Origin of the sequence: Streptomyces sp. NPDC057249, from assembly GCF_042669245.1 — a bacterium.
In the GTDB taxonomy this organism is placed as follows: Bacteria; Actinomycetota; Actinomycetes; order Streptomycetales; family Streptomycetaceae; genus Streptomyces.
This window is the reverse complement of sequence record NZ_JBHUXS010000013.1, coordinates 176066-198094: the sequence shown is the minus strand read 5'-3', so window position 1 is coordinate 198094 and position 22029 is coordinate 176066. Positions and strand designations below refer to the sequence as shown.

The 22029-nt window shown below is 70.6% G+C and carries 20 protein-coding genes and 3 pseudogenes; 16 read left to right on the top strand and 7 right to left on the bottom strand.

Annotated elements, in window-relative coordinates:
- Positions 1-112: 112 nt before the first annotated feature.
- From ACFUJY_RS24180 to ACFUJY_RS24165, 4 genes are all read left to right on the top strand, one after another.
- Positions 113-442, top strand: a complete 330-nt coding sequence (locus ACFUJY_RS24180; protein ID WP_383303122.1) for a hypothetical protein — start codon at positions 113-115, stop codon at positions 440-442.
- Positions 430-1548, top strand: a complete 1119-nt coding sequence (locus ACFUJY_RS24175; RefSeq protein ID WP_383303119.1) for a radical SAM protein — start codon at positions 430-432, stop codon at positions 1546-1548. The genes ACFUJY_RS24180 and ACFUJY_RS24175 overlap by 13 nt, the downstream gene beginning before the upstream one ends.
- Positions 1545-1682: a hypothetical protein gene (locus ACFUJY_RS24170; RefSeq protein ID WP_383303117.1), complete on the top strand. Its 138-nt coding sequence runs from the start codon at positions 1545-1547 to the stop codon at positions 1680-1682. The genes ACFUJY_RS24175 and ACFUJY_RS24170 overlap by 4 nt, the downstream gene beginning before the upstream one ends.
- Before the next feature lie 87 nt (positions 1683-1769).
- Positions 1770-2585 (top strand): aminoglycoside phosphotransferase, encoded by an 816-nt coding sequence (locus ACFUJY_RS24165; RefSeq protein ID WP_383303115.1) that lies wholly within the window; start codon positions 1770-1772, stop codon positions 2583-2585.
- A 119-nt stretch (positions 2586-2704) separates the two neighbouring features.
- On the opposite strand, the gene ACFUJY_RS24160 is transcribed toward ACFUJY_RS24165, so the two are convergent.
- Positions 2705-3127, bottom strand: a complete 423-nt coding sequence (locus ACFUJY_RS24160) for a hypothetical protein (protein ID WP_383303113.1) — start codon at positions 3125-3127, stop codon at positions 2705-2707.
- A gap of 496 nt (positions 3128-3623) precedes the next feature.
- Here ACFUJY_RS24160 and ACFUJY_RS24155 point away from each other — a divergent pair.
- The 4 genes and pseudogenes from ACFUJY_RS24155 to ACFUJY_RS24140 all read left to right on the top strand — a co-directional run.
- Positions 3624-3866 (top strand): annotated as a pseudogene (locus ACFUJY_RS24155) (AAA family ATPase); the annotation flags it as partial.
- A gap of 135 nt (positions 3867-4001) precedes the next feature.
- The gene (locus ACFUJY_RS24150; RefSeq protein ID WP_383303224.1) at positions 4002-5015 is read left to right on the top strand and encodes an AAA family ATPase; all 1014 of its coding nucleotides are present in this window, start codon (positions 4002-4004) and stop codon (positions 5013-5015) included.
- Positions 4999-5646, top strand: coding sequence for a DUF4276 family protein (locus ACFUJY_RS24145; RefSeq protein ID WP_383303111.1), 648 nt, complete (start codon positions 4999-5001; stop codon positions 5644-5646). The genes ACFUJY_RS24150 and ACFUJY_RS24145 overlap by 17 nt, the downstream gene beginning before the upstream one ends.
- Positions 5647-5659: 13 nt before the next feature.
- A pseudogene (locus ACFUJY_RS24140) lies at positions 5660-6326 on the top strand (transcriptional regulator); the annotation flags it as partial.
- A gap of 126 nt (positions 6327-6452) precedes the next feature.
- Here ACFUJY_RS24140 and ACFUJY_RS24135 read toward each other — a convergent pair.
- Positions 6453-6752: pseudogene (locus ACFUJY_RS24135) on the bottom strand (zinc-binding dehydrogenase); the annotation flags it as partial.
- 117 nt (positions 6753-6869) lie between these two features.
- Between ACFUJY_RS24135 and ACFUJY_RS24130 the strand changes: the two are divergent.
- The 4 genes from ACFUJY_RS24130 (at position 6870) to ACFUJY_RS24115 (ending at position 12300) form a co-directional block, all read left to right on the top strand.
- Positions 6870-8108, top strand: a complete 1239-nt coding sequence (locus tag ACFUJY_RS24130; protein ID WP_383303108.1) for a sensor histidine kinase — start codon at positions 6870-6872, stop codon at positions 8106-8108.
- On the top strand, positions 8105-8779 hold the full coding sequence (locus tag ACFUJY_RS24125; protein ID WP_383303106.1) for a response regulator: 675 nt from the start codon (positions 8105-8107) through the stop codon (positions 8777-8779). Before ACFUJY_RS24130 ends, ACFUJY_RS24125 begins: the two co-directional genes overlap by 4 nt.
- A 177-nt stretch (positions 8780-8956) precedes the next feature.
- Complete coding sequence (locus ACFUJY_RS24120) at positions 8957-9802, top strand: ABC transporter ATP-binding protein (RefSeq protein ID WP_383303103.1); 846 nt, start codon at positions 8957-8959, stop codon at positions 9800-9802.
- The gene (locus ACFUJY_RS24115; protein WP_383303101.1) at positions 9799-12300 is read left to right on the top strand and encodes an FtsX-like permease family protein; all 2502 of its coding nucleotides are present in this window, start codon (positions 9799-9801) and stop codon (positions 12298-12300) included. The genes ACFUJY_RS24120 and ACFUJY_RS24115 overlap by 4 nt, the downstream gene beginning before the upstream one ends.
- Before the next feature lie 329 nt (positions 12301-12629).
- On the opposite strand, the gene ACFUJY_RS24110 is transcribed toward ACFUJY_RS24115, so the two are convergent.
- Positions 12630-13730 (bottom strand): DUF1996 domain-containing protein, encoded by a 1101-nt coding sequence (locus ACFUJY_RS24110; protein WP_383303098.1) that lies wholly within the window; start codon positions 13728-13730, stop codon positions 12630-12632.
- A gap of 151 nt (positions 13731-13881) precedes the next feature.
- Positions 13882-14772 carry a LysR substrate-binding domain-containing protein gene (locus ACFUJY_RS24105; protein WP_383303096.1) on the bottom strand — a complete coding sequence of 297 codons (891 nt, stop codon included), beginning with the start codon at positions 14770-14772 and terminating at the stop codon, positions 13882-13884.
- A gap of 91 nt (positions 14773-14863) precedes the next feature.
- Here ACFUJY_RS24105 and ACFUJY_RS24100 point away from each other — a divergent pair, with 91 nt between their 5' ends.
- Both ACFUJY_RS24100 and ACFUJY_RS24095 read left to right on the top strand, forming a co-directional pair.
- Positions 14864-15796: an EamA family transporter gene (locus tag ACFUJY_RS24100; RefSeq protein WP_383303093.1), complete on the top strand. Its 933-nt coding sequence runs from the start codon at positions 14864-14866 to the stop codon at positions 15794-15796.
- Entirely contained in the window at positions 15793-16425 is a 633-nt protein-coding gene (locus tag ACFUJY_RS24095) for an NAD(P)-dependent oxidoreductase (RefSeq protein WP_383303090.1), read from the top strand. Before ACFUJY_RS24100 ends, ACFUJY_RS24095 begins: the two co-directional genes overlap by 4 nt.
- Here the strand turns inward: ACFUJY_RS24095 and ACFUJY_RS24090 are convergent.
- The 3 genes from ACFUJY_RS24090 to ACFUJY_RS24080 form a co-directional block, all read right to left on the bottom strand.
- Positions 16419-16943, bottom strand: a complete 525-nt coding sequence (locus ACFUJY_RS24090; protein WP_383303087.1) for an NUDIX hydrolase — start codon at positions 16941-16943, stop codon at positions 16419-16421. The genes ACFUJY_RS24095 and ACFUJY_RS24090 overlap by 7 nt on opposite strands.
- Positions 16940-18589 carry a penicillin-binding transpeptidase domain-containing protein gene (locus tag ACFUJY_RS24085; protein ID WP_383303084.1) on the bottom strand — a complete coding sequence of 550 codons (1650 nt, stop codon included), beginning with the start codon at positions 18587-18589 and terminating at the stop codon, positions 16940-16942. Before ACFUJY_RS24085 ends, ACFUJY_RS24090 begins: the two co-directional genes overlap by 4 nt.
- Positions 18590-18736: 147 nt before the next feature.
- Positions 18737-20515, bottom strand: coding sequence for a dolichyl-phosphate-mannose--protein mannosyltransferase (locus ACFUJY_RS24080; RefSeq protein ID WP_383303082.1), 1779 nt, complete (start codon positions 20513-20515; stop codon positions 18737-18739).
- Between the two features lie 52 nt (positions 20516-20567).
- Between ACFUJY_RS24080 and rsmI the strand changes: the two genes are divergently transcribed.
- Both rsmI and ACFUJY_RS24070 read left to right on the top strand, forming a co-directional pair.
- Complete coding sequence (gene rsmI, locus ACFUJY_RS24075; RefSeq protein WP_383303079.1) at positions 20568-21464, top strand: 16S rRNA (cytidine(1402)-2'-O)-methyltransferase; 897 nt, start codon at positions 20568-20570, stop codon at positions 21462-21464.
- A gap of 160 nt (positions 21465-21624) precedes the next feature.
- Complete coding sequence (locus ACFUJY_RS24070; protein ID WP_383303076.1) at positions 21625-22014, top strand: hypothetical protein; 390 nt, start codon at positions 21625-21627, stop codon at positions 22012-22014.
- Positions 22015-22029 lie beyond the last annotated feature (15 nt).

The following is a 22029-nucleotide window of genomic DNA, read 5'->3' as shown; positions in this document are numbered from 1 at the left end:
TGGGCGAGGACACGGTGGTCCCGGAGAATTCGGGCCGCTACCCGCCGTGCGTCTGCTCGCGGTGCTCGCGGCAGGCCAACAATGCCATCGGCTCCTTCCGGATGGTGTCGTAATGCGTTGCGCGCACTGGCGCCGGGTGCCCCTCGACCTGGCACGGGAAGCGTGCGAGAAGTCGGCCGCCCTGTACGTGGACACGGCGGTGCAGTGCCAGTTGTCCTCGCATGACGAGGGTGAACACTTCGGCCTCCTCACCGACAACGGCGCGTGCGGAACAGCGCTGTGGCTCCGCTGGCACGGGATGGGCGAGGCGGAGCTCGTCGTGCTGCCGGACTGTCCGGTCGCTGCCCCGGGCCCCGCCGGTGACGGCTGCTGTCTGTTCACCGACCACGCCAAGCAGCACACCTGGGAAGACACCCCGGAGGAGGTCCCGTGCACCAGCTGATCGCGAGCCCGTACAACGGAACGTTCCTGATCGCCCGTCCCGGTTTCAAGGGGGGCATGCGCATTCCTCGGACGCTGTACGAGGAGCTGGCCTCGATCGCCGAGAGCAGCAGCCCTCTACCTGCCTGGCTCCTCGACCACTCCCGTACGGCCTGGAACGTGGACCTGGCCGACTATGCGATGAGGGACGCCGTTCTCGTACGTCCAGAGACCCGTCTCGGGTACGGCAGGGCCACGTACGAGATCAACAAGGGCTGCAACTTCAACTGCGAGCACTGCTACCTCGCGGAGCGGAAGTTCGAGGGGCTGCCCTGGCCGGACAAGGTCCGGCTCCTGCGCCTCCTGCGAGACGCCGGAGTGCTGTGGCTTCAGTTCACCGGCGGCGAGCCACTGATCGACCGGGACTTCGTGGACGCGTACATACTCGCCCACAGCTGCGGAATGCTGATCGAGATCCTGACCAACGGCTCCCGGCTCCACCGCCCCGAGATCATCGATCTCCTGCACGACCTGCCGCCGCACAAGGTGACCGTCTCCCTGTATGGGGCGACCCCGGACAGCTTCGACTCGCTCACCCGTAAACCGGGGGCGTTCAAGTTGGTCGAGAAGGGGATCGTCGCGGCGCGCGAGGCCGGCATCGCGCTCGAACTGGCGCTGATCATCACCCGCCACAATGCCCACGAGCTGGACGCTATGCGCGCTCTTGCCGAGCGGTACGGGGCGAGCCGCCAGGAGTACGGCACGATCTCCCCGACGTACACAGGCACACCGGAACCGCTGGCCGCGCAGGCGCCCGGATTCCTGGACAAGACCAGCGTGTTCGAGGGCTGCCCCGCCGGCCACACCTTCTTCCACGTCGACCCGCATGGCCTGGCGACGATGTGCAAGGTCGGCCGCGAGAACCCCATCGACCTCATGTCCGACGGCCTGGACGGACTTCTCCGTCTGCCCGGCATCGCCGATGCCCAAATGCTTCGCACCGGTGGCTGCGGCGGCTGTCAGCTCTCCGGCACCTGCCGGGTCTGCCGACCGCTCGCCAAGGCGTACCAGGAGGCGAAGGCACCACTGAACACCTACTGCCAACACGGAAGCGAGGAAGCGTCATGACCGCTGTCATGGTGGAGATCAGCCCCCGACCGCCGAGCCTGGAGGAGCCCGAGGGAGTGATCCTCCTGGATGACCTGGAGGTGCTGTCCGAAGGCGCAATTCCGGGCTGCAACGACGACAACCCTTACCGGTAGACAACCGGTAACACAGAACCGCGAGGGCTCCGAACGTTCTTCAGTCCGGAGCCCTCGCACGACCACCTTCTGGAAGAGTGAAGCCCCATGGCGACCACCCGCATCGGTCTCGACCAGCTGCCGCCCGCCGCCCGTGCCGCCGTAGAGGAGCACACCGGCCTCCTCCTCACGGTCGAGGAGGTGCCGGAGGGCTTCAACAGCGAGATCGCGGCCCGCGTCACCTCCGCCACGGGCACGTGGCACATCAAGGGCCTGCGCACCGACCACCCCCGCGCGTGGACCCAGCGCCGGGAAGCCGCCGTCGCCCCCTTCCTCACCGGCCTGGCCCCTGCCCTCCTCTGGCACGTCGAGACGGACGGCTGGGACCTCCTCGGTTTCGAGGGTCTCACCGGCCACCACGCCGACTACGCCCCCGACTCGTCGGACCTTCCCGAAGTCGCGTCCGTCCTGCGCCGCCTCGGCGAAACCCTCTGCCCCGGCATCGAACTCCGCCGCGCCGAACAGCGCCTGGAACGCTACGCCGCCCACCCGGACGACCTCCGTTTTTTCGCCGGGACCCACCTGCTCCACACCGACCTGAACAACACCAACGTCCTCGTGGACGACGACGCCCCGGCGGGCGACCGGGCCCGGCTGGTCGACTGGGCCTGGGTAACCCGGGGAGCGGCCTGGCTCGACGCCGGCTACTGGGTCGTCTGGCTCATCGCCTCCGGCCACACCCCCGCCTCCGCCGAGCGCTGGGCCGCCAAGATCCCCTCCTGGCACATCGCCCCCGCCGAAGGCATCACCGCCTTCGCCGCCGCTGGCGCCAACCTCTGGTCCGAGATCAGCACCGCCGACCCCGACCCGTGGACCCGGCGCCTCGCAACTGCTGCCACCACTTGGCACGTGCATCGTCAGTGACTCGCCCCCACGACGGTTTTCAAGACCGTGCCACCCGCCTGACTGGCGCCACGCTGACCTGCTCCTCAAAGCCTGCGCAAGCCTTGATGCGCTATGCCCGGCCCGCGTATGGCCCACGGTCAGGCCGGTAGGTCAGGGCCATGGCGTTCGTAGAGCTGCTTCACTTGCTTGACCCAAAAGTCGAACTTCGCATCTGCCGATGCGCTCGTGGGAAGAAGCTGGAGCTCCTTGGCCAACTGATAGAAGCCAGAGCCAGCGTCGTTGGCACCCAGGTAGTTCACCAGGGCCGAGAGCATGAGAAGCGGCTCTGAGGGGGTGATCTCATGGTCTCGTTCCACGATCAGTCCGAGCAGATGTCCCATCGCTGCCCGCTCGTCAGCACGCTCGAAGTCGAAGGGAGGGCAACCCGTTCGCCTGGCCAGAGTCACGTTGAGCTCGGTGTACGAGGTGAGCTTGCCCAGCTTTGCTCGCTCGACGAGAAAGCCATGACCGGCATGTACCAGCTCGTCCCACTCGCTGTCCGTGCGACCGTATCCAGACATCCCGCCCCCTGAGCCACATCGATCCGTGAGCGGGAACGTACAGTGCTGGCGCAGTGCCCACAATCGCTCGATGGGCTAATCACTGCTGCTCCGGCTCATGGCAAGAAGCACCCCACCTTGCCTGACGGCCAGCCCTGGACGGAAATGGGTACCTCAGGGGCCCATGACCTTCCCCGCATCCGGACACGGGCGGCTCCGTCGCGGTGGTTGGTGGCCGTCGTCGGTCACCCGCTGACGGCCCACAGACGGCCCGGCGGGGCCCTAGGTGGCCCCCCGTGTCTCGCTGCTGGGGGACGTCGGAGGAATCTCGGTCTGCTCTCCCACCCTTCGCGCGACGGCTGGGCCCCGAGCGGCGTGCGGTAGGCGTACGAGATCACCGTCAGGTTTTCGTCCGCCACGACCCGCGGACTGGTGCAGTGGAGGGCCGACCTCTAGGGGGTCCGACTGCTCGCCCCAGGCGCGCAGTAGCAACGAGTCCGAGACAGCGCTGCCGCTCATGCTGCATCATGTGACCCAACCTTCGATCAACTGGAATCCATCAGATCCCCAATTAGGGACAAGCATGCGACTCGACAGCTTGCGAATTAAGCGATTCAAGTCTCTGTATGACGTAAGTCTAGACTTCAGCAACTTTCGCGTTCTCACCGGCCCTAATGGTTCCGGAAAAAGCAACCTGGTAGACGCCATTGGCTTCCTTGGGGAGGTCTATCGTTTTGGGATTGACTACGCGGTTGGGCGATCGGGGGGAATCGATTCGCTTGCCTTCAGAGCCCAACGTCGGACTACCATCGGCGTCCAGTTCGTAGTTAAAGCCTCGCTCAACCTGTCCGAACTCCCCATGCATAGGGGACGCCACCGAACAAGAAGGGGAGCAATGCCCAATCTCGCCTTCTCGATCGAGCATTCCTTTACCATCAAGCCCGCTTCCGGCAGTAGTGCGTCCGACTACGCGGTGAGCCGAGAGACTTTCAAAGTACATTCAGAACACGAAGATGGCTGGAAGGAAATTCTGAGCCTGACAGGCGACGCTTCCAGTGAGCCTCAGGTAAGCATGATCTCGACTACGGGCCTTGCCGACGATGTCATGGAAGCCTACCGTGACGCATTGGGGTACCTGTGGAGGGAACGAGAGTCAAGCACTCAAGATGAGCTCTTTAGCCTTCCGGCAACGCAACCGGCTTCCGGCCTCGACTCACTTTCGATTCCCTTCCCAATCTTTCGCGAGTTCCGGAATCGAATGTCTTTCATTCAGGCATACAGACTGAACCCCTCCTCTTGCCGAAAGCCTGGAGCGCTGACTCCTAATGCGTCGCTGGATAGCGGCGGAAGAAACCTACCCGCAGTGGTAGCACGAATGGCTCTTAGGCAGCCAGACGTCTGGCAACGCGTCATGGCAGGCATGCGACACATTATGTCTGGCCTTGAGGACATCTCAACGGAACCGAGCCCCGATAGCGGAGGGCTGGTCCTGAAATTCCATGAAAAGGGCGGAGGTCGCCCTTGGTTTGCCCGCGAAGTATCAGACGGCACTATTCAAGCACTTGCGCTCCTTATCGCATTGCACGACAAGAGGCGACCGATCGTTCTTATCGAGGAGCCAGAAAACGCAATCCATCCATGGGTTCTCCGCCGATTCCTCGAAGATTGCCGGGAGGTCGGGGACCGTCAGGTCGTACTGACTACTCACAGCCCTATTCTGCTCAAACTACTTCGCCCCGAAGAGGTAGTCCTTCTATGGCGAGCCTCCGGAAAATCACATATCAAGCCTCTCGTTAAGGCCATGCCTGAAGCACATGACCTTTACTACGAGAAAGGCTTCGATGTTTTTGACGTCTACGATAGCGGCCTGATCCCGCAGTCATTGCCCGGCAATGAAGCCGAAGGGTGAATTAATGCGTAAAGTGGGGGTAGTAACTGAGGGCGAATCGGAAGTCAGGGGCCTTCCGATGCTTTATCCACAGCTTGAGCGAAGGTTGGGCTTGCAGATATTGCGTCCGGTACGCGCTTCGGTTGACCCCTTGGCCCCAGTTGCAGTAATTGCTCGTGGCGCACGCACTGGGATTCAGATGTCTTTTGCGCGGGGCGCCCAACTCGTAGTATTTCTCATAGATCGCGAGATGAGCCAGACCCTGGCCTCAGTAAGGGCAGCGGAAATTGAGGCAAGGTTGCGCAGCGACATCGACGACAGAGTTAGAGTTGTCGTAAAGGACCGCTCTTTTGAAAATTGGCTTATCGCCAGCCCTGAAGGATTTCGAGCACAAAGAGCGCGTTACTCACGGCCTGAAAGAATTGAAAAGGCGGCGACGCCAGATAAAGCCGACAAGGTTACCGATCCGTGCGCAGTGATCAATTCTTCAATAACCAGAGGTCAGTATGACAAGACGGGTGATGCACCTAAAATTCTGGCCGCTGCGAGTATCGAATCGCTGGCCGCTAATAGTCGAAGTTTCAGGAGGTTTCTAGCCGTTCTGGGCGATCCAGTATTTTCCTCGGGAAGCAAGAGGCCTGTGAAGCCGTAGACTAACAATGGATTCTACTGACGAGGGGCTGCACGGCCTTGCGCAGCGCTACTACGTCAAAGCACTGGAACTGGCGGGCACCGCCGAGGACCACCTGACCTACTGCACCACTCTGCGCGGCATGAGCGTCCAGGCCATCGACCTCCGCCATGGAACTGGCAGACGCCTCCCCCAAAGCAGGACCTCGCATGCTGGCCATCCTCGCCGGCCAGCAAGCACACGCCGCCGCACAGACCGGCGACCGAACCCGGGCGCTGCGGTATATCCGGGAGGCCGAGACGGCCATGGACCGTGCCGAGTCGCGCGGCAAGGCGTTCGGATCGTACGACCCGGCCTCGCTCAATTACCACATCAGCCAGGTTCGTTACGAGCTCGGCGACGTCTCCGGCGCCATCGAAGCCATGCAGCAGTCCGACAAGGTGCGCTACAGCGTCTATCGCCGTGCTCGTGTCCGCCACCGCGCCATATTGGGCGAACGGCAACTGGAGGTCGGCCACTTGGAAGCGGCCTGTGACATCTGGCATCAGGCGCTCGACGACTACCCCATGGTGCAGTTCGGCCGAGCCGACGACAGGGTCAGAACCATGTTCGGCCTTCTGTGGCCGCATCTGAAGAACGCCACCGCGCGGGACCTCTACGACCGCGCACGAACGATCGCGCCGCCTTCCCTGGTCAGCTGACCCGTGCCGTGCGTTGCGGTGCGTCACGGATGGGTTCCTAGCGCCAGGGATCGAGGGCGTGCTTGCGGTGGTGCCGTCCTCGAGTTGTGTCAGCACCTTGACCCCTTCGGCCAGAGGGTGGACCCGGGAAGTACCCGGCAGGTAGATGCCGTTGGTGACGAGCGCCTCGATCTCGGTGAGCAGCGACTGGTACATGGACGGGGCCTCGGTTGCGAGTGCGCCGACATGCTGGCCCTTGATCGCTGCGTGGTGGGTGAAGACCAGGTCGTGCGTGGTGACGGCGGCATTGCCGGAGGCGGCGCCGAAGACGACGAGGCGGCCGGGGGAGGGTTTGGCGACCGCAAGGCTGGTGGGGAAGGTGGCCTTGCCCACCGATTCCAGAACCAGGTCGACCGGTTGACGGACGTCGAAGTACGCGAAGGCCATGAACGAGATCGCCACCGCCGACCCCGCTCCCTGGACCCGGCGCCTCGCCGCCGCTGCCGCTGCCTGGCACGCGTACCGTCCCGGGCGGTGACCGGCGGGGCGCCTACGCTGGTGGGCATGACCTCAGTGGAGGAGGAGCGTCCGCGCGCGCTGCTCGCGGGTGCTTCGCGGTGGTGGGTGCGGGCGCTGCCGTGGGCCGTGGCGTTCGTGCTGTGCGTGGCGCTGCTGCCCACCACGATCCGGGTCCTCACCGCCGACTACGGCCTGAACGGGGGCGTGGCCGGTGCGCTGGCCGTCGCGCAGGCGGCCCCGCTGCTGCTCGCCGTCGTACAGCCGCTGCGGGCCTGGTACGTGATCTTCGCCGCCGACGTGGCGGGGGCGCTCCTCCTGCTCACCGTCGACTTCGAGGACCGCCTGCTGTGGCCGTTCCCGCCCATGCAGATCGTCGGGTACGTCGGGCTCTGCCTCGCCCTGGGGCTGCGGGAGCGGCGCCGGACGCTGATCCGGGTGTGGCTGGTCACGGCGGTGGCGAACGTGGCCCTGGGGTTCGCCGCACGCCACGGCTTCGGCGCCGGGGACCTGCTGCTCACCATCCTCGGGGGCATCGCGCTCCTGCTGGGCGGTGCGCTCCGCGAGCGGTCCGACGCGCAGCGGAGGCTGGTCGAGCAGGAGACGATCAGCGAGGCCGAGCGCGGCCGGCGCACGCTGCTGGAGGAGCGCGCCCGGATCGCCCGCGAACTGCACGACGTGGTGGCCCACCACATGTCCGTCATCACGGTGCAGGCCGACACGGCGGAGTACCGGCACGACGGGCTGCCGCCCCAGCTGCGGGAAGAGTTCACGACCATCGCGGCCACCGCGCGCCAATCGCTCGGCGAGATGCGCAGGCTCCTCGGCGTGCTGCGCAACGAGGACGCGCACGGCGAACTCGTGCCCCAGCCGGGCCTCGCGCAGATCGGGCCCCTGGTGGAGGCGACGGAGCGGGCGAGCGGGCGGGTGGACTTCACCCCCTGCGACGCCGAGGTCCCCGAAGCGGTGGGCCTGTCCGCCTACCGGATCGTCCAGGAGGCCCTGGCGAACGTCGTGCGGCACGCGCCGGGCGCGCACACGCGGGTGTCGCTGTCCGTGTCGGACCCCGCCGCCCCGGGCGCCCCGCAGCTCACCGTCCTCGTCGTCAACGGCCCGCCGCCGGGGGCCTCCGGAGGACCGCTCGAAGCGAGCGGCACCGGGCACGGGCTCGTCGGCATGCGCGAGCGGGTCAGGATCATCGGTGGCACCCTCGACGCGGGGCCGCTCCCGGACGGCGGCTTCCGGGTCGCCGCCCTCCTCCCCCTCACCGGAACGGACCCCACGTGACGACACGCGTCCTCATCGTCGACGACCAGGCCATGGTGCGGGCGGGCTTCGCCGCGCTGCTGGCCGCCCAGAGCGACATCGACGTGGTGGGCGAGGCCGCCGACGGAGAGCGAGGGGTCGAGCTGAGCCGGCAGACCCGCCCCGACGTCGTGCTGATGGACGTCCGGATGCCCGGGATGAACGGCCTGGCGGCCGCACGCGAGCTCCTGCACCCGCCGTCGGGCGTGACCCACCGGCCGCGGGTGCTGATGCTCACCACCTTCGACGTCGACGACTACGTGTACGAAGCGCTGCGGGCCGGCGCGAGCGGATTCCTCCTCAAGGACGCGCCGCCGGCCGACCTGATCGCGGCGGTCCGCGTCGTGGCCTCGGGCGAGGCGCTTCTCGCCCACTCCGTGACCCGCCGCCTCATCGCGGACTTCGTCAAGCAGCGCCCCGCCGCCCGGGGCAAGCCCGCGCAGCGGCTGGGGGGCCTCACGGAGCGTGAGACCGAAGTCCTCTCCCTGGTGGCCCGCGGCCTGTCGAACGCGGAGATCGCGCAGACCCTGGTGCTGGCCGAGCAGACGGTGAAGACCCACGTCAGCCGCGTCCTCACCAAGCTCGACCTGCGCGACCGCGCCCAGGCGGTGGTCTTCGCCTACGAATCGGGGCTGGTGACCCCGGGCGAGTAGGACGCGGCCACCCCCCACGCCCGTGCGGGTGCCCGCCCGCACGGGTTCGCCCCTGCTCTCCGCCACCCCCTACCGCCGTAGCACTGCCACGTTGGCTCCCGGGTATGACGCTCCGCCCACAGCCTTCCGCGCACTCTTCACCCGTAGACGAAACGCACGTGTGAGGGAGACCGGAAGATGAGGCTACGCAGGAGCAAGCGGGGGAAGGCGGAGGTCCGGCCGGAGGCGGGCCACGCGTCCGGGGGCCCGGCCGCCACGCCCGGTCTCGCGGTCGAACTGCGCGACGTCCGGCGGCACTACGGACGCGGTGCGGGCACGGTGCACGCCCTCGCGGGCATCGACCTGGCCCTGCCCAGCGGCACGTTCACCGCGGTCATGGGCCCGTCCGGGTCCGGCAAGTCCACGTTCCTCCAGTGCGCCGCCGGGCTCGACCGGCCGTCGGCGGGCTCGGTGCGCGTCGGCGGCACGGAGATCACCGGCATGGGCGAGAACGAGCTCACCGAGCTGCGTCGCAGCCGCCTCGGCTTCGTCTTCCAGGCGTTCAACCTGCTGCCGTCGCTGACCGTGGAGCAGAACGTGCTGCTGCCCATGCGCCTGGCCGGGCGCCACCAGGACCGGCACCGGGCGCACGCGGTGCTCGCCCAGGTCGGACTCGCGGACAAGGCACGGCGCCGGCCCGCCGAGCTCTCCGGCGGCCAGCAGCAGCGCGTGGCCGTCGCCCGCGCCCTGGTCACCGGCCCCGACGTGATCTTCGCGGACGAGCCCACCGGCGCCCTCGACACCGGCACCGCCGCCGAGGTCCTCGGCCTCCTGCGCGACGCGGTGGACTCGCTCGGGGCCACCGTCGTCATGGTCACCCACGACCCCGTGGCGGCCGCCTGGGCCGACCGGGTGCTGTTCCTCGCCGACGGCTCCTTCGCCGACCACGTCGAGCGCGGATCGGCCGAGCAGATCGCGGCCCGGATGGCCGCGCTCACCTCGCGCACGGCCCGTGCCGGGGCGACCGCCGGGGTGGCGGCATGAGGCGCCCCAACGGACTCGCACGTGAGGCCGTCCGCTTCAAGCCCGCGTCCTTCGCGGGCACCTTCCTCGCGCTGCTGATGTCCGCGCTGATCGTCTCGGCCTGCGGCATCCTGCTGGAGACCGGCCTGCGCGCCTCCGTGCCGCCGGAGCGGTACGCCGGCGCGCCGGTCGTCGTGGCGGCCGACCAGAACGAGTACGTCGTCACCGGCAGCGGCGAGGACCTGGAGAAGGAGGCGACGCCGCTGCCGGACACCGCCCGGATGGACGCCGGACTGGCCGCGAAGGCCGCCGGGGCGCCGGGCACGGCCACCGCCGTCGCGGACTTCACCTTCCCGGTGCACGCGCGGGGCGGTGCGCTCACCGCGCACGGCTGGGGCGCCCACAGCTTCACCGGCACCGCGCTGACCGCCGGCTCCGCGCCCCGCGAGGGCGAGGTCGTGCTCGACGCCGGGGCGGCCCGCGCCGCCCGGGCCTCCCTGGGCGACACCGTCGCGCTGGAGACCGCCGCCGGACAGCGGGACTTCCGCGTGGCCGGCGTGGCCGAGGCGGGTCCCGCGGAGATCGCCCGGGACTCCGACGACGCGGGCGGCACGGCCTGGTTCGCCGACGCCCAGGCCCCCGCCCTCGCCGGGCACCCCGGCAAGGCCGACGCCGTCGTCGTGCTGGCGGAGAAGGGCACCGGCGCCGGCACCCTCGGCGACGCCGTGCAGCGGGCCCTGGCCGGGTCCGGCGTCCAGGTCCACACCGGCGACGACCGCGGAGCCGTCGAGGACCCGGGCCTCGCGTCCGCCAAGCTGACGCTCTTCGGCATCGGCGGCTCCTTCGGCGGCATCGCCGCGATCGTCGCCGTCTTCACCGCGGCCGGAACCGTGGCGCTCTCGGTCGGCCAGCGCGCCCGCTCCTTCGCCCTGTTGAGGGCCATCGGCGCCACCCCGCGACAGGTGCGCCGTGCGGTCGCCTCCGAAGCGCTGCTCGTCGCACCGCTCGCCGGGATCGCCGGCTGCCTGCCCGGCATCGGGCTCGCGCACTGGTGGTTCGGGCAGCTCCAGGACCGCGGTGCCGTCCCGCGCGCCGTGGACCTGCACGTCTCCGTGCTCCCGCTGCTCGCCGCCGTCGTCCTGGGCCTGCTCACCGCGCTCGGCGCGGGCTGGATCGCCGGGCGCCGGCCGGCCCGGATCGCGCCGGGGCAGGCGCTGTCGGAGGCGTCGGTGGAACGGCTGCGGCCCGGCCCGGTCCGCACGCTCCTCGGCGTCGCCGCCCTCGTCGGGGGTTCGATCCTCACGGGTGTGTCCGCCCGCTCCGCGGGGGACGACGCGGCCGGTGCCGCCCTCGGCGTCGTCATGCTCTTCATGCTCGCCGTCGGGCTGCTCGGCCCGCTGGTGGCGCGGCTGTGCGCGGGCCTGTTCGGCCTGCCGCTGCGCGGCGCGGGCCCGGCGGCCGGACTCGCGGCAGCCAACTCCCGCGCCAACGCCCGCCGCCTCGCCTCCGCGATCACCCCGATCGTGCTCGCCGTGGCGTTCTCCTCGACCCTCGTGTTCATGCACACGAGCGAGAACCACGCCGCCGACAAACAGCTGCGCGCGGGGATCACCGCGGACCACGTGGTGACGGACCCGGCCGGGCTCCCGGCGGACGCGGTGGCCCGCGCGGCCCGTACGCCGGGGGTGGAGACGTCCGTGGGGCTGCTGAACACCCAGGTGCTGGTGCCGACCGGCTCGGGCGAGTTCAAGTCGTTGCAGGGGGCGGCCACCCAGGGCGTCACCGGCTCCGGCGCCGCCCTCGCGAAGGTGCAGGACCTGGACGTACGCGAGGGCAGCCTCGACCGGCTCGGCGCGGGCCGCATCGCCATCGACCGGACGCTGGCGGACTCGGCGGACGCCGGCGTCGGCGACCGGCTGCCGCTCTACCTCCCGGACGGGACCGAGGCCGCTCCCGAGATCGTCGCGGTCTACGGCCGGGGCCTCGGCCTGGCGACGGTGACCATGGACCGGGCGTCCCTGGCCGGGCACGTCACCTCGGGCTTCGACAGCACGCTGCTGGTACGGGGCGGCTCCGCGAAGGCGCTCGCCGCCCTGGGGCAGGTCACCGACGCCTCCGGCTACGCCACCGAGCGGAACGCGGAGGCGGAGCTGGGCGCCTGGATGAACTCCACCATGGCGGCGGTGCTCGGCGGCTTCGCGGCCGTCGCCGCGGTCAACACCCTGGTGATGACGGTGCGGGACCGGCGTCCCGAACTGGGCGCGCTGCGCCTCGTCGGCGCCACCCGCCGGCAGGTGATGACGATGCTGCGCTGGGAGGCCCTGCTGGTCGCGGGGGCGGGCCTGGTCCTCGGCTCCGCGATCGCCGCGGCCACGCTGATCCCGATGATGAACGGCGTGACCGGCGACGCGCCGTACGTGCCCCCGTTGATGTACGGGGCCCTCGCGGCGGCTGTCGGCGGCCTGGCCCTGCTCGCGGTCACGCTGCCGGCCGGGACCGGGCCGCGCCGCCGGGCGTAGGGCGGCGGGCGAGGCGGGGGGGCCGGGCGGGGCCGGCTCCCGCCTTCTCCGCGCTGTGGGGCCGCATGCCTTGGGGCGCCGCCGGCCCCCCGGGCGCAGTCCCGGGGGGCCGGTCGCGGCGCGGCCGTTCCCTCAAACGGGCGCCGAGGCGGTGGTGGTGCCGCTCCTTCCGCGGTCGGGGCGGCCCGTCAGCTGGGGGCGCCGAACTCGTGGAGCGAGGAGCCCCAGTCCGTGCCGCGCGCGTGGTCCGGGGCCTCCGCGATCTTGGAGAGCGCTCTCCGGCGGGGGCCGAAAAAAGGCCCCGGACCTGTGGGGGCGCGCGGTGCCGGCTACGGCAGCTCGTAGTTCCCGTCGAGCACCGCACCCTTGTCGGGGTGGTTCTCGTCGTAGCCGTGCGGGTCGCACTGGAGGCCGCCCTTGATGCAGTGGGTGACCATCGCGTCCAGCGTGGCGGTGTCCCAGGCGTTCATGAAGTCGTAGTGGAACGAGTAGCCCGCTCCGCTCGCCAGCCTCACCTGCGACATGTCACCGTTGACCGGCCATGCCATCTTGAACTCGATCATCGGCAGCGCGACCGGGTGGTCCGCCGGGCAGGAGTTGTAGTTGGCTCCGCCCGCGACCGGGTACGCCATGTGGCTCTTGTGGTCCGGCGTGTCCAGGTGGATGCCGTCCCAGCAACTCGGCGCCTGGAGGCGCAGATTGAGCTGGACGTCCCGGCGGTCGGGGCAGGACGCCGGGAAGTCGTAGTTCTTGAAGGAGTCACCGCACTCCCAGCCCTCCACGGTGCCCTTGAGGTTCTTGAACTCCTCCTTGCTCTGCATCGGACTGCCGACGACGAACCGCAGGCCCTTGGGGAAGGGGCGGACGCTGCGGTAGTCGGTGACGCCCGCCTTGTAGTAGATGGTCTGGACGCCGTCGGGGAGGATCTTCTGGTCCCCCTTGAACAGGCTCGGCATCCAGTACGCCGACTTGTCACCGGGCGCCAGGCACGTGGTGTTGCCGGTCTCCAGCGAGGCGGCCGTGGTGTCGGCGTTGGTCGTGGTGTTGCCCATGAACGTGTGGTCGTGGGACTTGCCGGGCTGGCCCGGGTAGACGATCGGGTCGTCCGGCGCGGTGTGCGTGGGGGCGCACTTGGCCTGGAACTCGTGGAAGTACGCCTGCGGCGGGACGTCCATCGAGGGGGTGACCCCGGTGACCGGCGGGTCGGCCATGATGTAGCCGTCCCCGTCCGGGTCGTCGCCCGACGCCTGGGTGGACGCCGGCATGCCGGGCATCCCCGGCATCGAGTACGCCGTGTGCCCGCTGTGCGCGGCGGCGCTCGTCTCGGGGGCCGCGTTCGCCGTCGTGGCGATCCCGGCGATCCCGGCCGTGGTCAGGCTCAACGAGGTGAACAAGAGCAGTCCGGTGAGGGTTCTGGACCTCCGTGGCATGGAGGGACCTCCTGCGCGTCGTGGGGGAGTACGGAGTGGCGGAGAGCGCCCGGCCGGGGAGGACGGAGGCGCTGTGGCCGGGCTTGGAGAGCGCTCTCCCGTGGAGTGTTCCGTCCCTGACAAGAGCGTGTCAATACGTCGTGCCGTCACTTCACGACCCCTCCCCGGCCGTCACGGGGATGCCGAGCGCCCCCAGGAACGCCGTCGCGGCCGGGGTGCGGCCGGACCGGCTCCAGGTGGCGTGCTGGACGCGGACCGGGGCGTCGGAGACCTCGATCGCCACCACGCCGGTCAGCCGCGCGGCGTACGCGGGCGGCAGCATCGCCACCGCCAGGCCGGGGGCGACGAGGCTCGCGATGTAGTCCGCGGTGGTGACCTCGAAGGCCACGTCCCGGGCGAGTCCGGCGGCGGCGAACGCCTGGTCGGTCTGGGCGCGTCCGGCCGTGCCCGCCGGGAAGTCCGCGAACACCTCCGAGGCGAGTCTCCGCAGGTCGGCGGAGGGCGCCCCGGCCAGTGGATGGTCCGGGGCGACCACGGCGACGAGCCGGTCGCGGGCCAGCTCGTGGCGGCCGACGCCCCGGGGCACGGCGGTCGCGGGCAGCCCGAGGAAGGCCACGTCGAGGGTGCCCTCGCGGACCTGCTCGGCCAGCTCGTCGCTGGCGCCCACGCGCAGGCTGACGCGGACGTGCGGGTGGCGCCGGCGGAAGGCGCCCAGGGCGGCCGGGATGTCGACGGCGGTGACCGTCGGGATCAGGCCCACCGCGAGCCGGCCGCGCACCTCCCCGACCGCCGCCGCGACCTCGGCGGCGGCCCGCTCGGCGGCCTCCAGGCACTGGCGGGCGGCCGGCAGGAACGCCTCGCCGGCCGGGGTGAGCCGCACCCGGCGGGTGGTCCGCTCGAAGAGCCGCCCGCCCAGCTCCCGCTCCAGGCGGGCGATCTGGTGGCTCAGGGCCGACTGCACGACCAGGCACCGCTCGGCGGCCCGGGTGAAGCTGCCGGTCTCGGCCACGGCGACCACGTAACGCATCTGCTGAAGTTCCACGGGGGCATCGTCCATTCATCGCGGATCGAGATCAATGCGGTGACGGACATGTGTTGGACTCATCAATGAGCCGGGGCCGAGACTTCGAGGCATGACAAGCCGACCCGTGCGGGGGGCTGCCGGGGCGCTGCCCCGTACCGCCCTGACCGCACTCGCCCCGGCGGTGTGGGGCACGACCTACATCGTCACCACGGAGTTCCTGCCGGCCGGGCACCCGCTGTTCGCCGGTCTCCTGCGCGCCCTGCCCGCCGGGCTGATCGCCCTCGCCGTCACCCGCACGCTGCCGCGCGGCGCCTGGTGGGGGAAGGCGGCGGTGCTCGGGGTGCTCAACATCGGGCTCTTCCTGCCGCTGCTGTTCATCGCGGCGGAACGGCTCCCGGGCGGCGTCGCCGCCACGCTGGGCGCCGCGCAACCGCTCGTCGTCGCCGTCCTCGCGATGGCCGTCCTGCGCCAGCCCTTCTCCGCCCGGCCCCTGGTGTGGGGCGTGACGGGGGTGCTCGGCGTCGGCCTCGTGGTCATCGGGCCGGGCGCGGAGCTGGACGCCGCCGGAGTGGCGGCCGGTCTCGCCGGGGCCGCCACGATGGGGCTCGGGGTGACGCTCACCAAGCGGTGGGGGAGGCCCGAAGGGGTCGGCCCGCTCGCCTTCACCGGCTGGCAGCTCACCGCCGGGGGCCTCTTCCTGGCGCCGGTCACCTTCCTCGCCGAGGGAGCCCCGCCCGCGATCGACGGCCGTGCCGCGCTCGGCTACCTCTGGCTGGGCCTGGTCGGCGGACTGCTGACGTACGCGCTGTGGTTCCGGGGGATCGGCGCGCTGCCGGTGACCTCGGTCGCCGTCCTCGGCCTGCTCTCGCCGCTCGTCGCGGCCGGCCTGGGCGCGCTCGTCCTCGGCCAGACGCTCGGTCCGGTCCAGCTCACGGGCTTCGCGCTCGCCCTCGCCTCGATCGTCGGGGGCCAGCTTCCCGGGCGCGCCGCCCGTACCCCCGTCCTCCCCTCAACTCCCCTACCCGAAAGGACCCCTCGATGAGGATCGCCGTTCTCGGAGCCGCAGGCATGACCGGCTCCCGCGTCGTCACCGAAGCCGCGCACCGGGGCCACGCGCTCCTCGCGGTGTACCGCACCACCCGCCCGGACACCCTGCCGCCCGGCGTCACCCCGGTGGCGGGCGACGCGGACGACACCGACGCGATGTGCGCCCTGTTCGAGGGCGTCGACGCGGTGGTGGCCGCGACCCGTCCGCCCGTGGGGCGCGAGCACACGATCGCGGCGACCACGACCGCGCTGCTCGACGCGGCGGCGAAGACCGGGACGCGCATCCTGGTGGTCGGCGGCGCGGGCCCGCTGGCGGTCCCCGGGCACCCCGGGCGGCTGGTGGTGGACGACCCCGCGTACGTACCGCCGCAGTGGCGCACGGTGGCCGCCGCGAGCTCCGCCCAGCTGGCCGCCTGCCAGGCGCACGAGGCCGACTGGACCTACCTGAGCCCGCCGGCCGTCCTGGAGCCGGGCCCCCGCACGGGTGCGTACCGCCGGGGCACGACGACCCTCCTCACCACGGAGGACGGTACATCCCGCATCTCGGCGGAGGACCTGGCGTCGGCGGTCCTGGACGAGCTGGAACACCCGCGCGGGGAGCGGCACTTCACGGTGGGCTACTGAGCGCCGGAGACCCGCAGCGCGGCGGCGATCCTGTCGTGGATCAGGAGGTCGGCGGGGTCGCGGTTCTCCTTGAGCCGGTTCAGGTCTCCGGGGCCGAACCAGCCGTGATCGCTGATCTTGGTCCACTCCAGGGCGGGGTGGGCCAGGTCGCCGTCGACCTCCACGAGGTAGTCCGCCTCATGGCGCAGCCCGCCGCCGTCGTCGCCGGTCCAGGTGGTGACGCCGAGCAGGGTCCGGAGCCGGCGCAGGCGCCATCCCGTCTCCTCGCCCACTTCCCGGGCGAGGGCGGTCAACAGGGTTTCGCCGGGCTCCACATGGCCGCCCACGATGTCCCAGCAGCCGGGGAACAGCCGCTGGCGGGGGCCGCGCTTCTGCGCGAAGGCGCGGCCCCGACCGTCGAGGATCACCGCGCCGACGGCCCACGTCTCGCCCTCGGCGGGGACCGGTACGTCGACGCCGGGGTCGACCAGCACCGGCCGGTCCGCCGCCGCCCCGGGCCCCTGGTCCGCCGGGCTCACGGCCCCGCCCGCAGGACCTCCGCGACGACCGGGCCCGCCGCGTCGCCGCCGTGGCCGCCGGACTGGACCAGGGCGGCGGCCGCCAGGTCGTTGCTGAAGCCGGTGAACCAGCTGTCGGAGGTGGCGTGGCCGTCGACCTCCGCCGAGCCCGTCTTGGCACCCTTGTCACCGCCGACGCTCGCCATGGCCTGTGTGCCGGTGCCCTCGGGGGCGGTCGCGGTGTAGCGCAGCATCTCCTTGAGCTGGCCGGAGACGCCGGGCGGTAGCGGGGTCGCGGTGGCGAAGGTCCGGTTGTCCAGCGACTGCGGCACGATGAACGGCTGGCGGAAGCGGCCGTTGACGGCGGTGGCGGTCACGGAGGCCATGTTGAGCGGGTTCATCTGGATCTTGCCCTGGCCGATGAACGAGGCGGCGGTCTCCGCGCCGGAGGACTCGGGGACCTTGCCGTCGACCGTGACGATGCCCGTCTGCCAGTTCTTGCCGATTCCGAAGTACTGCTCGGCCTCCACGGCCAGGGCGGTGTCCCGCTTGTCCTTTAGGGGCGCGACCGGCTTGATGAAGGCGGTGTTGCAGGACCGTGCGAAGGCCGTCTTCAGGGTCGCGCTCGGCATCGAGAAGTTGTCGAGGTTGTGGAAGGTGACCCCCTCCCAGCGCACCTGCGACGGGCACTCCACGGGGGCGTTCGCGCTGCCGAGACCGTTCTGGATGATCATCGCGGAGGTGATGATCTTCATCGTCGAGCCGGGCGCCACCGCACCGCTGCGGGACGTCTCGAAGCCGGTCGGCGGGTTGTTGGCGATCGCCCGGATCGCGCCCGTCGACGGTTCCACGGCGGCGACCGACGCCTTCTCGAACTTCTTCACGCCCCGCTCGGCCGCCGCCTGCACCTTCGCGTCCAGCGTCGTCGGCACCCGGCCCGGCTTGCCCTTGACCAGGGTCAGCAGCGTCTTGTCCACGCCGTCGGCGCTCGCGCTGTTGATCCAGGTCTCGATGCCCGTCGTGCCGCCGGCCTTCTCGCCGTACTTCTTGCGCAGCTCGTCCAGGATGCCGCCGAGCGACGGGTACTTCTCCTTGGTGAGCACCTGCCCGTTGCGGTCGACCGCCTCGATCGACGCGCTGGAGGACTCGCCGGTCTCCAGCGACTCGCCCTTCTCCAGTTCCGGGTGGATGACGGAGGGCTCCCAGTCGACCAGCGGGCGGCCCGTGGTCAGTCCGCGTACGACGGTGAGCTTCGAGGCGTACGACCAGGACTTCGTCGTGCCCTTGTACGAGACCTTCGCCTTCACGGTGTACGGGACCGTCGAACCCGTCGCCTTGCCCGGGGTGATCACGGCCCCCGTGACATGCGCCGTGTCGCTGTAACCGGTCAACGCGGTCTCCGCGTCGGCCTTGTTGTTGGTGAGCGCCGCCGCGACCGCCGCCTCGCCCTTCGCCCACGCGGCGAGGAACTTCTTCGACGTGTCGGCGATCTCGTCCTTGGTGACCGGCCCCGACCTCACCTCGGAGGAGTCGGCGGCCGTGCTCGTGTTGCCACCGACACCGCTGTCCCCGAGGCCGTCCAGGATGTTGTACGCCCCGTAGCCCACCCCGCCCAGGACGAGCGCGAACACCCCGCCGACTATGCCTACCTTCGCTCCACTACGCATTCCGTGCTGTCCCCATCCCCCGGAGCTTCCCTTCTTGAACGCGTTCAAGAAGGTTGTACGGGGCACCTTACGGGACGGTAGTGACGGGAGTAACGGTTGTTATCGGAATGCGACGCGGACACGGCGTGAATGGCGGGACGGGGCCGCTCAGATCCAGGTGTCCAGCCACATCCGGTCCCGCCACGAGCCCTCCGGGATCGGCGTCCCCGTGAACAGCGGCCAGAAGTAGATGAAGTTCCAGATGATGAGCAGCACCAGCACACCGGCCGCCACCGCCCCCAGCGTCCGCCGCCGCTCCCCGGAGGGATCGGGCCTGGCGAGCCCGAGTTCGTACCGTGGCCCCGTCCCCGCCGCCGGCCCCAGCATCGCGCCGATCATCATCGACACCGCCAGGCACAGGAACGGTACGAACACGACCGCGTAGAACAGGAAGATCGTGCGCTCCTGGTACAGGAACCACGGCACCCACCCCGCGGCCACCCCGCAGGCGATCGCGCCCGCCCGCCAGTCGCGGCGGAACACCCAGCGCCACAGCACGTACACCAGGGCGAAGCAGGCCGCCCACCACAGCAGCGGCGTCCCGATCGCCAGCACCTCGCGGGAGCACTTCCCGGTCACCGAGTCGGCGCAGCCGTTCTGCTCCTCGTAGAAGTACGAGACGGGCCGGCCCAGCACGATCCAGCTCCACGGATTGGACTGGTACGTGTGCCCGGACGTCAGGTTCACGTGGAAGTCGTAGACCTGGTGCTCGTAGTGCCACAGGCTGCGCAGCCAGTCCGGCAGCCAGGTCCAGTTCCCGCCCTTGCCGTCGGTCGTGGCCCAGTCCCGGAAGTAGCCGTGCCGGTCCGGCGAGTTCCGGACGATCCAGCCCGTCCAGGACGCGAGATACGTGACCAGCGCGACCGGGACCACCGAGACGAACGCCGGGAGTACGTCCCGCAGCAGCACCGCCGTGTACGGGCGGACGGCCCCGGCGGTGCGGCGCGCGCCCACGTCCCACAACACGGTCATCAGGCCGAACGCGACCATGATGTACAGGCCGTTCCACTTCGTCGCGGCGGCCAGGCCCAGCGAGACACCGGCGGCGATGCGCCACGGCCGCCACCCCAGGCGCAGGGTCTCCGCGACCTTCGCGTCCGGGCGCAGCACGCCCTCCTCGTTCACCGGCAGCGCCGCCGCGAGCCGGGCCCTGGCCCAGTCGCGGTCGATGAGCAGGCAGCCGAACGCGGCCACCACGAAGAACATCAGCACCAGGTCGAGCAGCGCGGTGCGGCTCATCACGAAGTGCAGCCCGTCCACCGCGAGCAGCGCGCCCGCCAGGCAGCCGAGGAACGTCGAGCGGAACAGCCGGCGGCCGATCCGGCACAGCATCAGCACCGACAGCGTGCCGAGCACGGCGACCATGAACCGCCAGCCGAACGGCGTGAACCCGAACATCTGCTCGCCGAGGCCGATGATCCACTTGCCCACGGGCGGGTGCACCACGTACCCGGGATCGGTCGGCACCGGCACCTGGGAGGGGTCGTTCAGGATCAGCTTGTCGACGTCCTTGGGCCACGCGCCCTCGTACCCCTGGTTGATCAGCGCCCAGGAGTCCTTCGCGTAGTACGTCTCGTCGAATATCACCGCGTGCGGGCTGCCCAGCTTCCAGAAGCGCAGCACCCCCGCCACCGCCGCGACCAGCAGCGGACCGCCCCACGCCGACCAGCGCACCAGCCGGTCCGCGAGCAGCGGCGGCACGCCGAGCACCGCCCACAGCTGGTTCCCGGGCCGGGTGTACGGCGGGATCAGCCGCTCCCGCAGCCCGATTCCCGGGCGCGGGGAATGGCCGAAGCGGCGCAGCCGCCGCTGCCAGGAGGTCGGCTCAGGGCCGTGCTGTTCCCCGGCGTCTTCGCCCTGCCGGGCTTCGGGCGCAGTACTCGTCACCGCGCCATCGTAGGGAACACGTCTGTGGGAGAGGTGTTCCCCGTGCGGGAGGATGGGGCTTGTGACTGGAACGACTGGAACGCTCGTGCTCGCAGGGACCCCCATCGGCGACCTGGCGGACGCCCCGCCCCGCCTCGCCGCCGAACTGGAGGCGGCCGACGTCATCGCCGCCGAGGACACCCGCAGGCTGCGCCGGCTCACCCAGGGGCTCGGCGTTCACACCACGGGCCGGGTCGTCTCGTACTTCGAGGGCAACGAGTCCGCCCGTACCCCCGAACTCGTGGAGGCGCTGGCCGGCGGGGCCCGGGTGCTGCTGGTCACGGACGCCGGGATGCCGTCCGTCTCCGACCCGGGCTACCGGCTGGTCGCCGCCGCCGTGGAGCAGGACATCAGGGTCACCGCCGTGCCGGGCCCGTCCGCCGTGCTCACCGCGCTCGCCCTGTCCGCGCTGCCGGTGGACCGGTTCTGCTTCGAGGGGTTCCTGCCGCGCAAGGGCGGCGAACGCCTCTCCAAGCTCCGCGAGGTCGCCCGCGAGCCCCGCACGATGGTCTTCTTCGAGGCCCCGCACCGCCTGGACGACACCCTCGCCGCGATGGCCGAGGTCTTCGGCGCCGAGCGGCGGGGCGCGGTGTGCCGCGAGCTGACCAAGACGTACGAGGAGGTCAAGCGCGGTCCGCTGGGCGAACTCGCCGCCTGGTCGGCCGCCGAGCAGGTACGCGGGGAGATCACCGTCGTGGTCGAGGGCGCGCCCTCCGGCGGGGAGGACCTGGACGCCGACGAGCTGGTGCGCAGGGTGCGGGTGCGCGAGGAGGCGGGGGAGCGGCGCAAGGAGGCGATCGCCGCCGTCGCCGCCGAGGCGGGCCTGCCCAAACGCGAGGTGTTCGACGCCGTCGTCGCGGCAAAGAATGCCGCCCGGACCGGCCATGCGGACGGCAAAGGACTAACCTGAAAAGCAAAGCGGGAGCCGCGTACCGGCCCCTTTGACCACGAGAAGCCCAAAACCGCTCCAATACTCGACAGGGCCCGGTGCGCTCCCGCCGGTGAAGGCGTCCACTGGAAGGCAGGGCGCATTCCCCGGAGTGCTTGTCCGACGGACAAGAGGAGCAGGCATGAGCGACATCACAGCAGCCACCGCACACGAGGCATACGCGTTCGCCTGCATGAGGTGCGGCCACGGGTGGGAGCAGGCGTACGAGATAGAGCACCACGTCGACGCGTCCGGCCACGCCTACGTGGTCTACAAGGCGGACGGCGAACGGGTGCCCTCGCCCCTGTCCACCCCGACCTGCGCCAACTGCGGCGGGCACGTCGTGCGGATCATGCGGGCCGGGCGGGTCTCCAACATCCAGCGCTTCCTGTACAACCAGAACCGCTCGCAGCCCGCGGCCGGGCCGCTGATGCCCGAGGAGCCGGCCGAGGAGCCGGTGGCCGCGACCGCCGCCCCGTCCGCCGGCCACCACTGGCACCTCTCCGACCTCCTGCACCCGTTCCGGAAGTGACGCCGTAGCCGCCTC

Bases quoted from the DNA above. Each gene is read 5' to 3' on its own strand.
- ACFUJY_RS24180 (WP_383303122.1), top strand. From the start codon at position 113: ATGCGTTGCGCGCACTGGCGCCGGGTGCCCCTCGACCTGGCACGGGAA.
- ACFUJY_RS24170 (WP_383303117.1), top strand. From the start codon at position 1,545: ATGACCGCTGTCATGGTGGAGATCAGCCCCCGACCGCCGAGCCTGGAG.
- ACFUJY_RS24165 (WP_383303115.1), top strand. From the start codon at position 1,770: ATGGCGACCACCCGCATCGGTCTCGACCAGCTGCCGCCCGCCGCCCGT.
- ACFUJY_RS24160 (WP_383303113.1), bottom strand. From the start codon at position 3,127: ATGTCTGGATACGGTCGCACGGACAGCGAGTGGGACGAGCTGGTACAT.
- ACFUJY_RS24150 (WP_383303224.1), top strand. From the start codon at position 4,002: ATGCCCAATCTCGCCTTCTCGATCGAGCATTCCTTTACCATCAAGCCC.
- ACFUJY_RS24145 (WP_383303111.1), top strand. From the start codon at position 4,999: ATGAAGCCGAAGGGTGAATTAATGCGTAAAGTGGGGGTAGTAACTGAG.
- ACFUJY_RS24130 (WP_383303108.1), top strand. From the start codon at position 6,870: ATGACCTCAGTGGAGGAGGAGCGTCCGCGCGCGCTGCTCGCGGGTGCT.
- ACFUJY_RS24120 (WP_383303103.1), top strand. From the start codon at position 8,957: ATGAGGCTACGCAGGAGCAAGCGGGGGAAGGCGGAGGTCCGGCCGGAG.
- ACFUJY_RS24115 (WP_383303101.1), top strand. From the start codon at position 9,799: ATGAGGCGCCCCAACGGACTCGCACGTGAGGCCGTCCGCTTCAAGCCC.
- ACFUJY_RS24110 (WP_383303098.1), bottom strand. From the start codon at position 13,730: ATGCCACGGAGGTCCAGAACCCTCACCGGACTGCTCTTGTTCACCTCG.
- ACFUJY_RS24100 (WP_383303093.1), top strand. From the start codon at position 14,864: ATGACAAGCCGACCCGTGCGGGGGGCTGCCGGGGCGCTGCCCCGTACC.
- ACFUJY_RS24095 (WP_383303090.1), top strand. From the start codon at position 15,793: ATGAGGATCGCCGTTCTCGGAGCCGCAGGCATGACCGGCTCCCGCGTC.
- ACFUJY_RS24085 (WP_383303084.1), bottom strand. From the start codon at position 18,589: ATGCGTAGTGGAGCGAAGGTAGGCATAGTCGGCGGGGTGTTCGCGCTC.
- rsmI (WP_383303079.1), top strand. From the start codon at position 20,568: ATGGGGCTTGTGACTGGAACGACTGGAACGCTCGTGCTCGCAGGGACC.
- ACFUJY_RS24070 (WP_383303076.1), top strand. From the start codon at position 21,625: ATGAGCGACATCACAGCAGCCACCGCACACGAGGCATACGCGTTCGCC.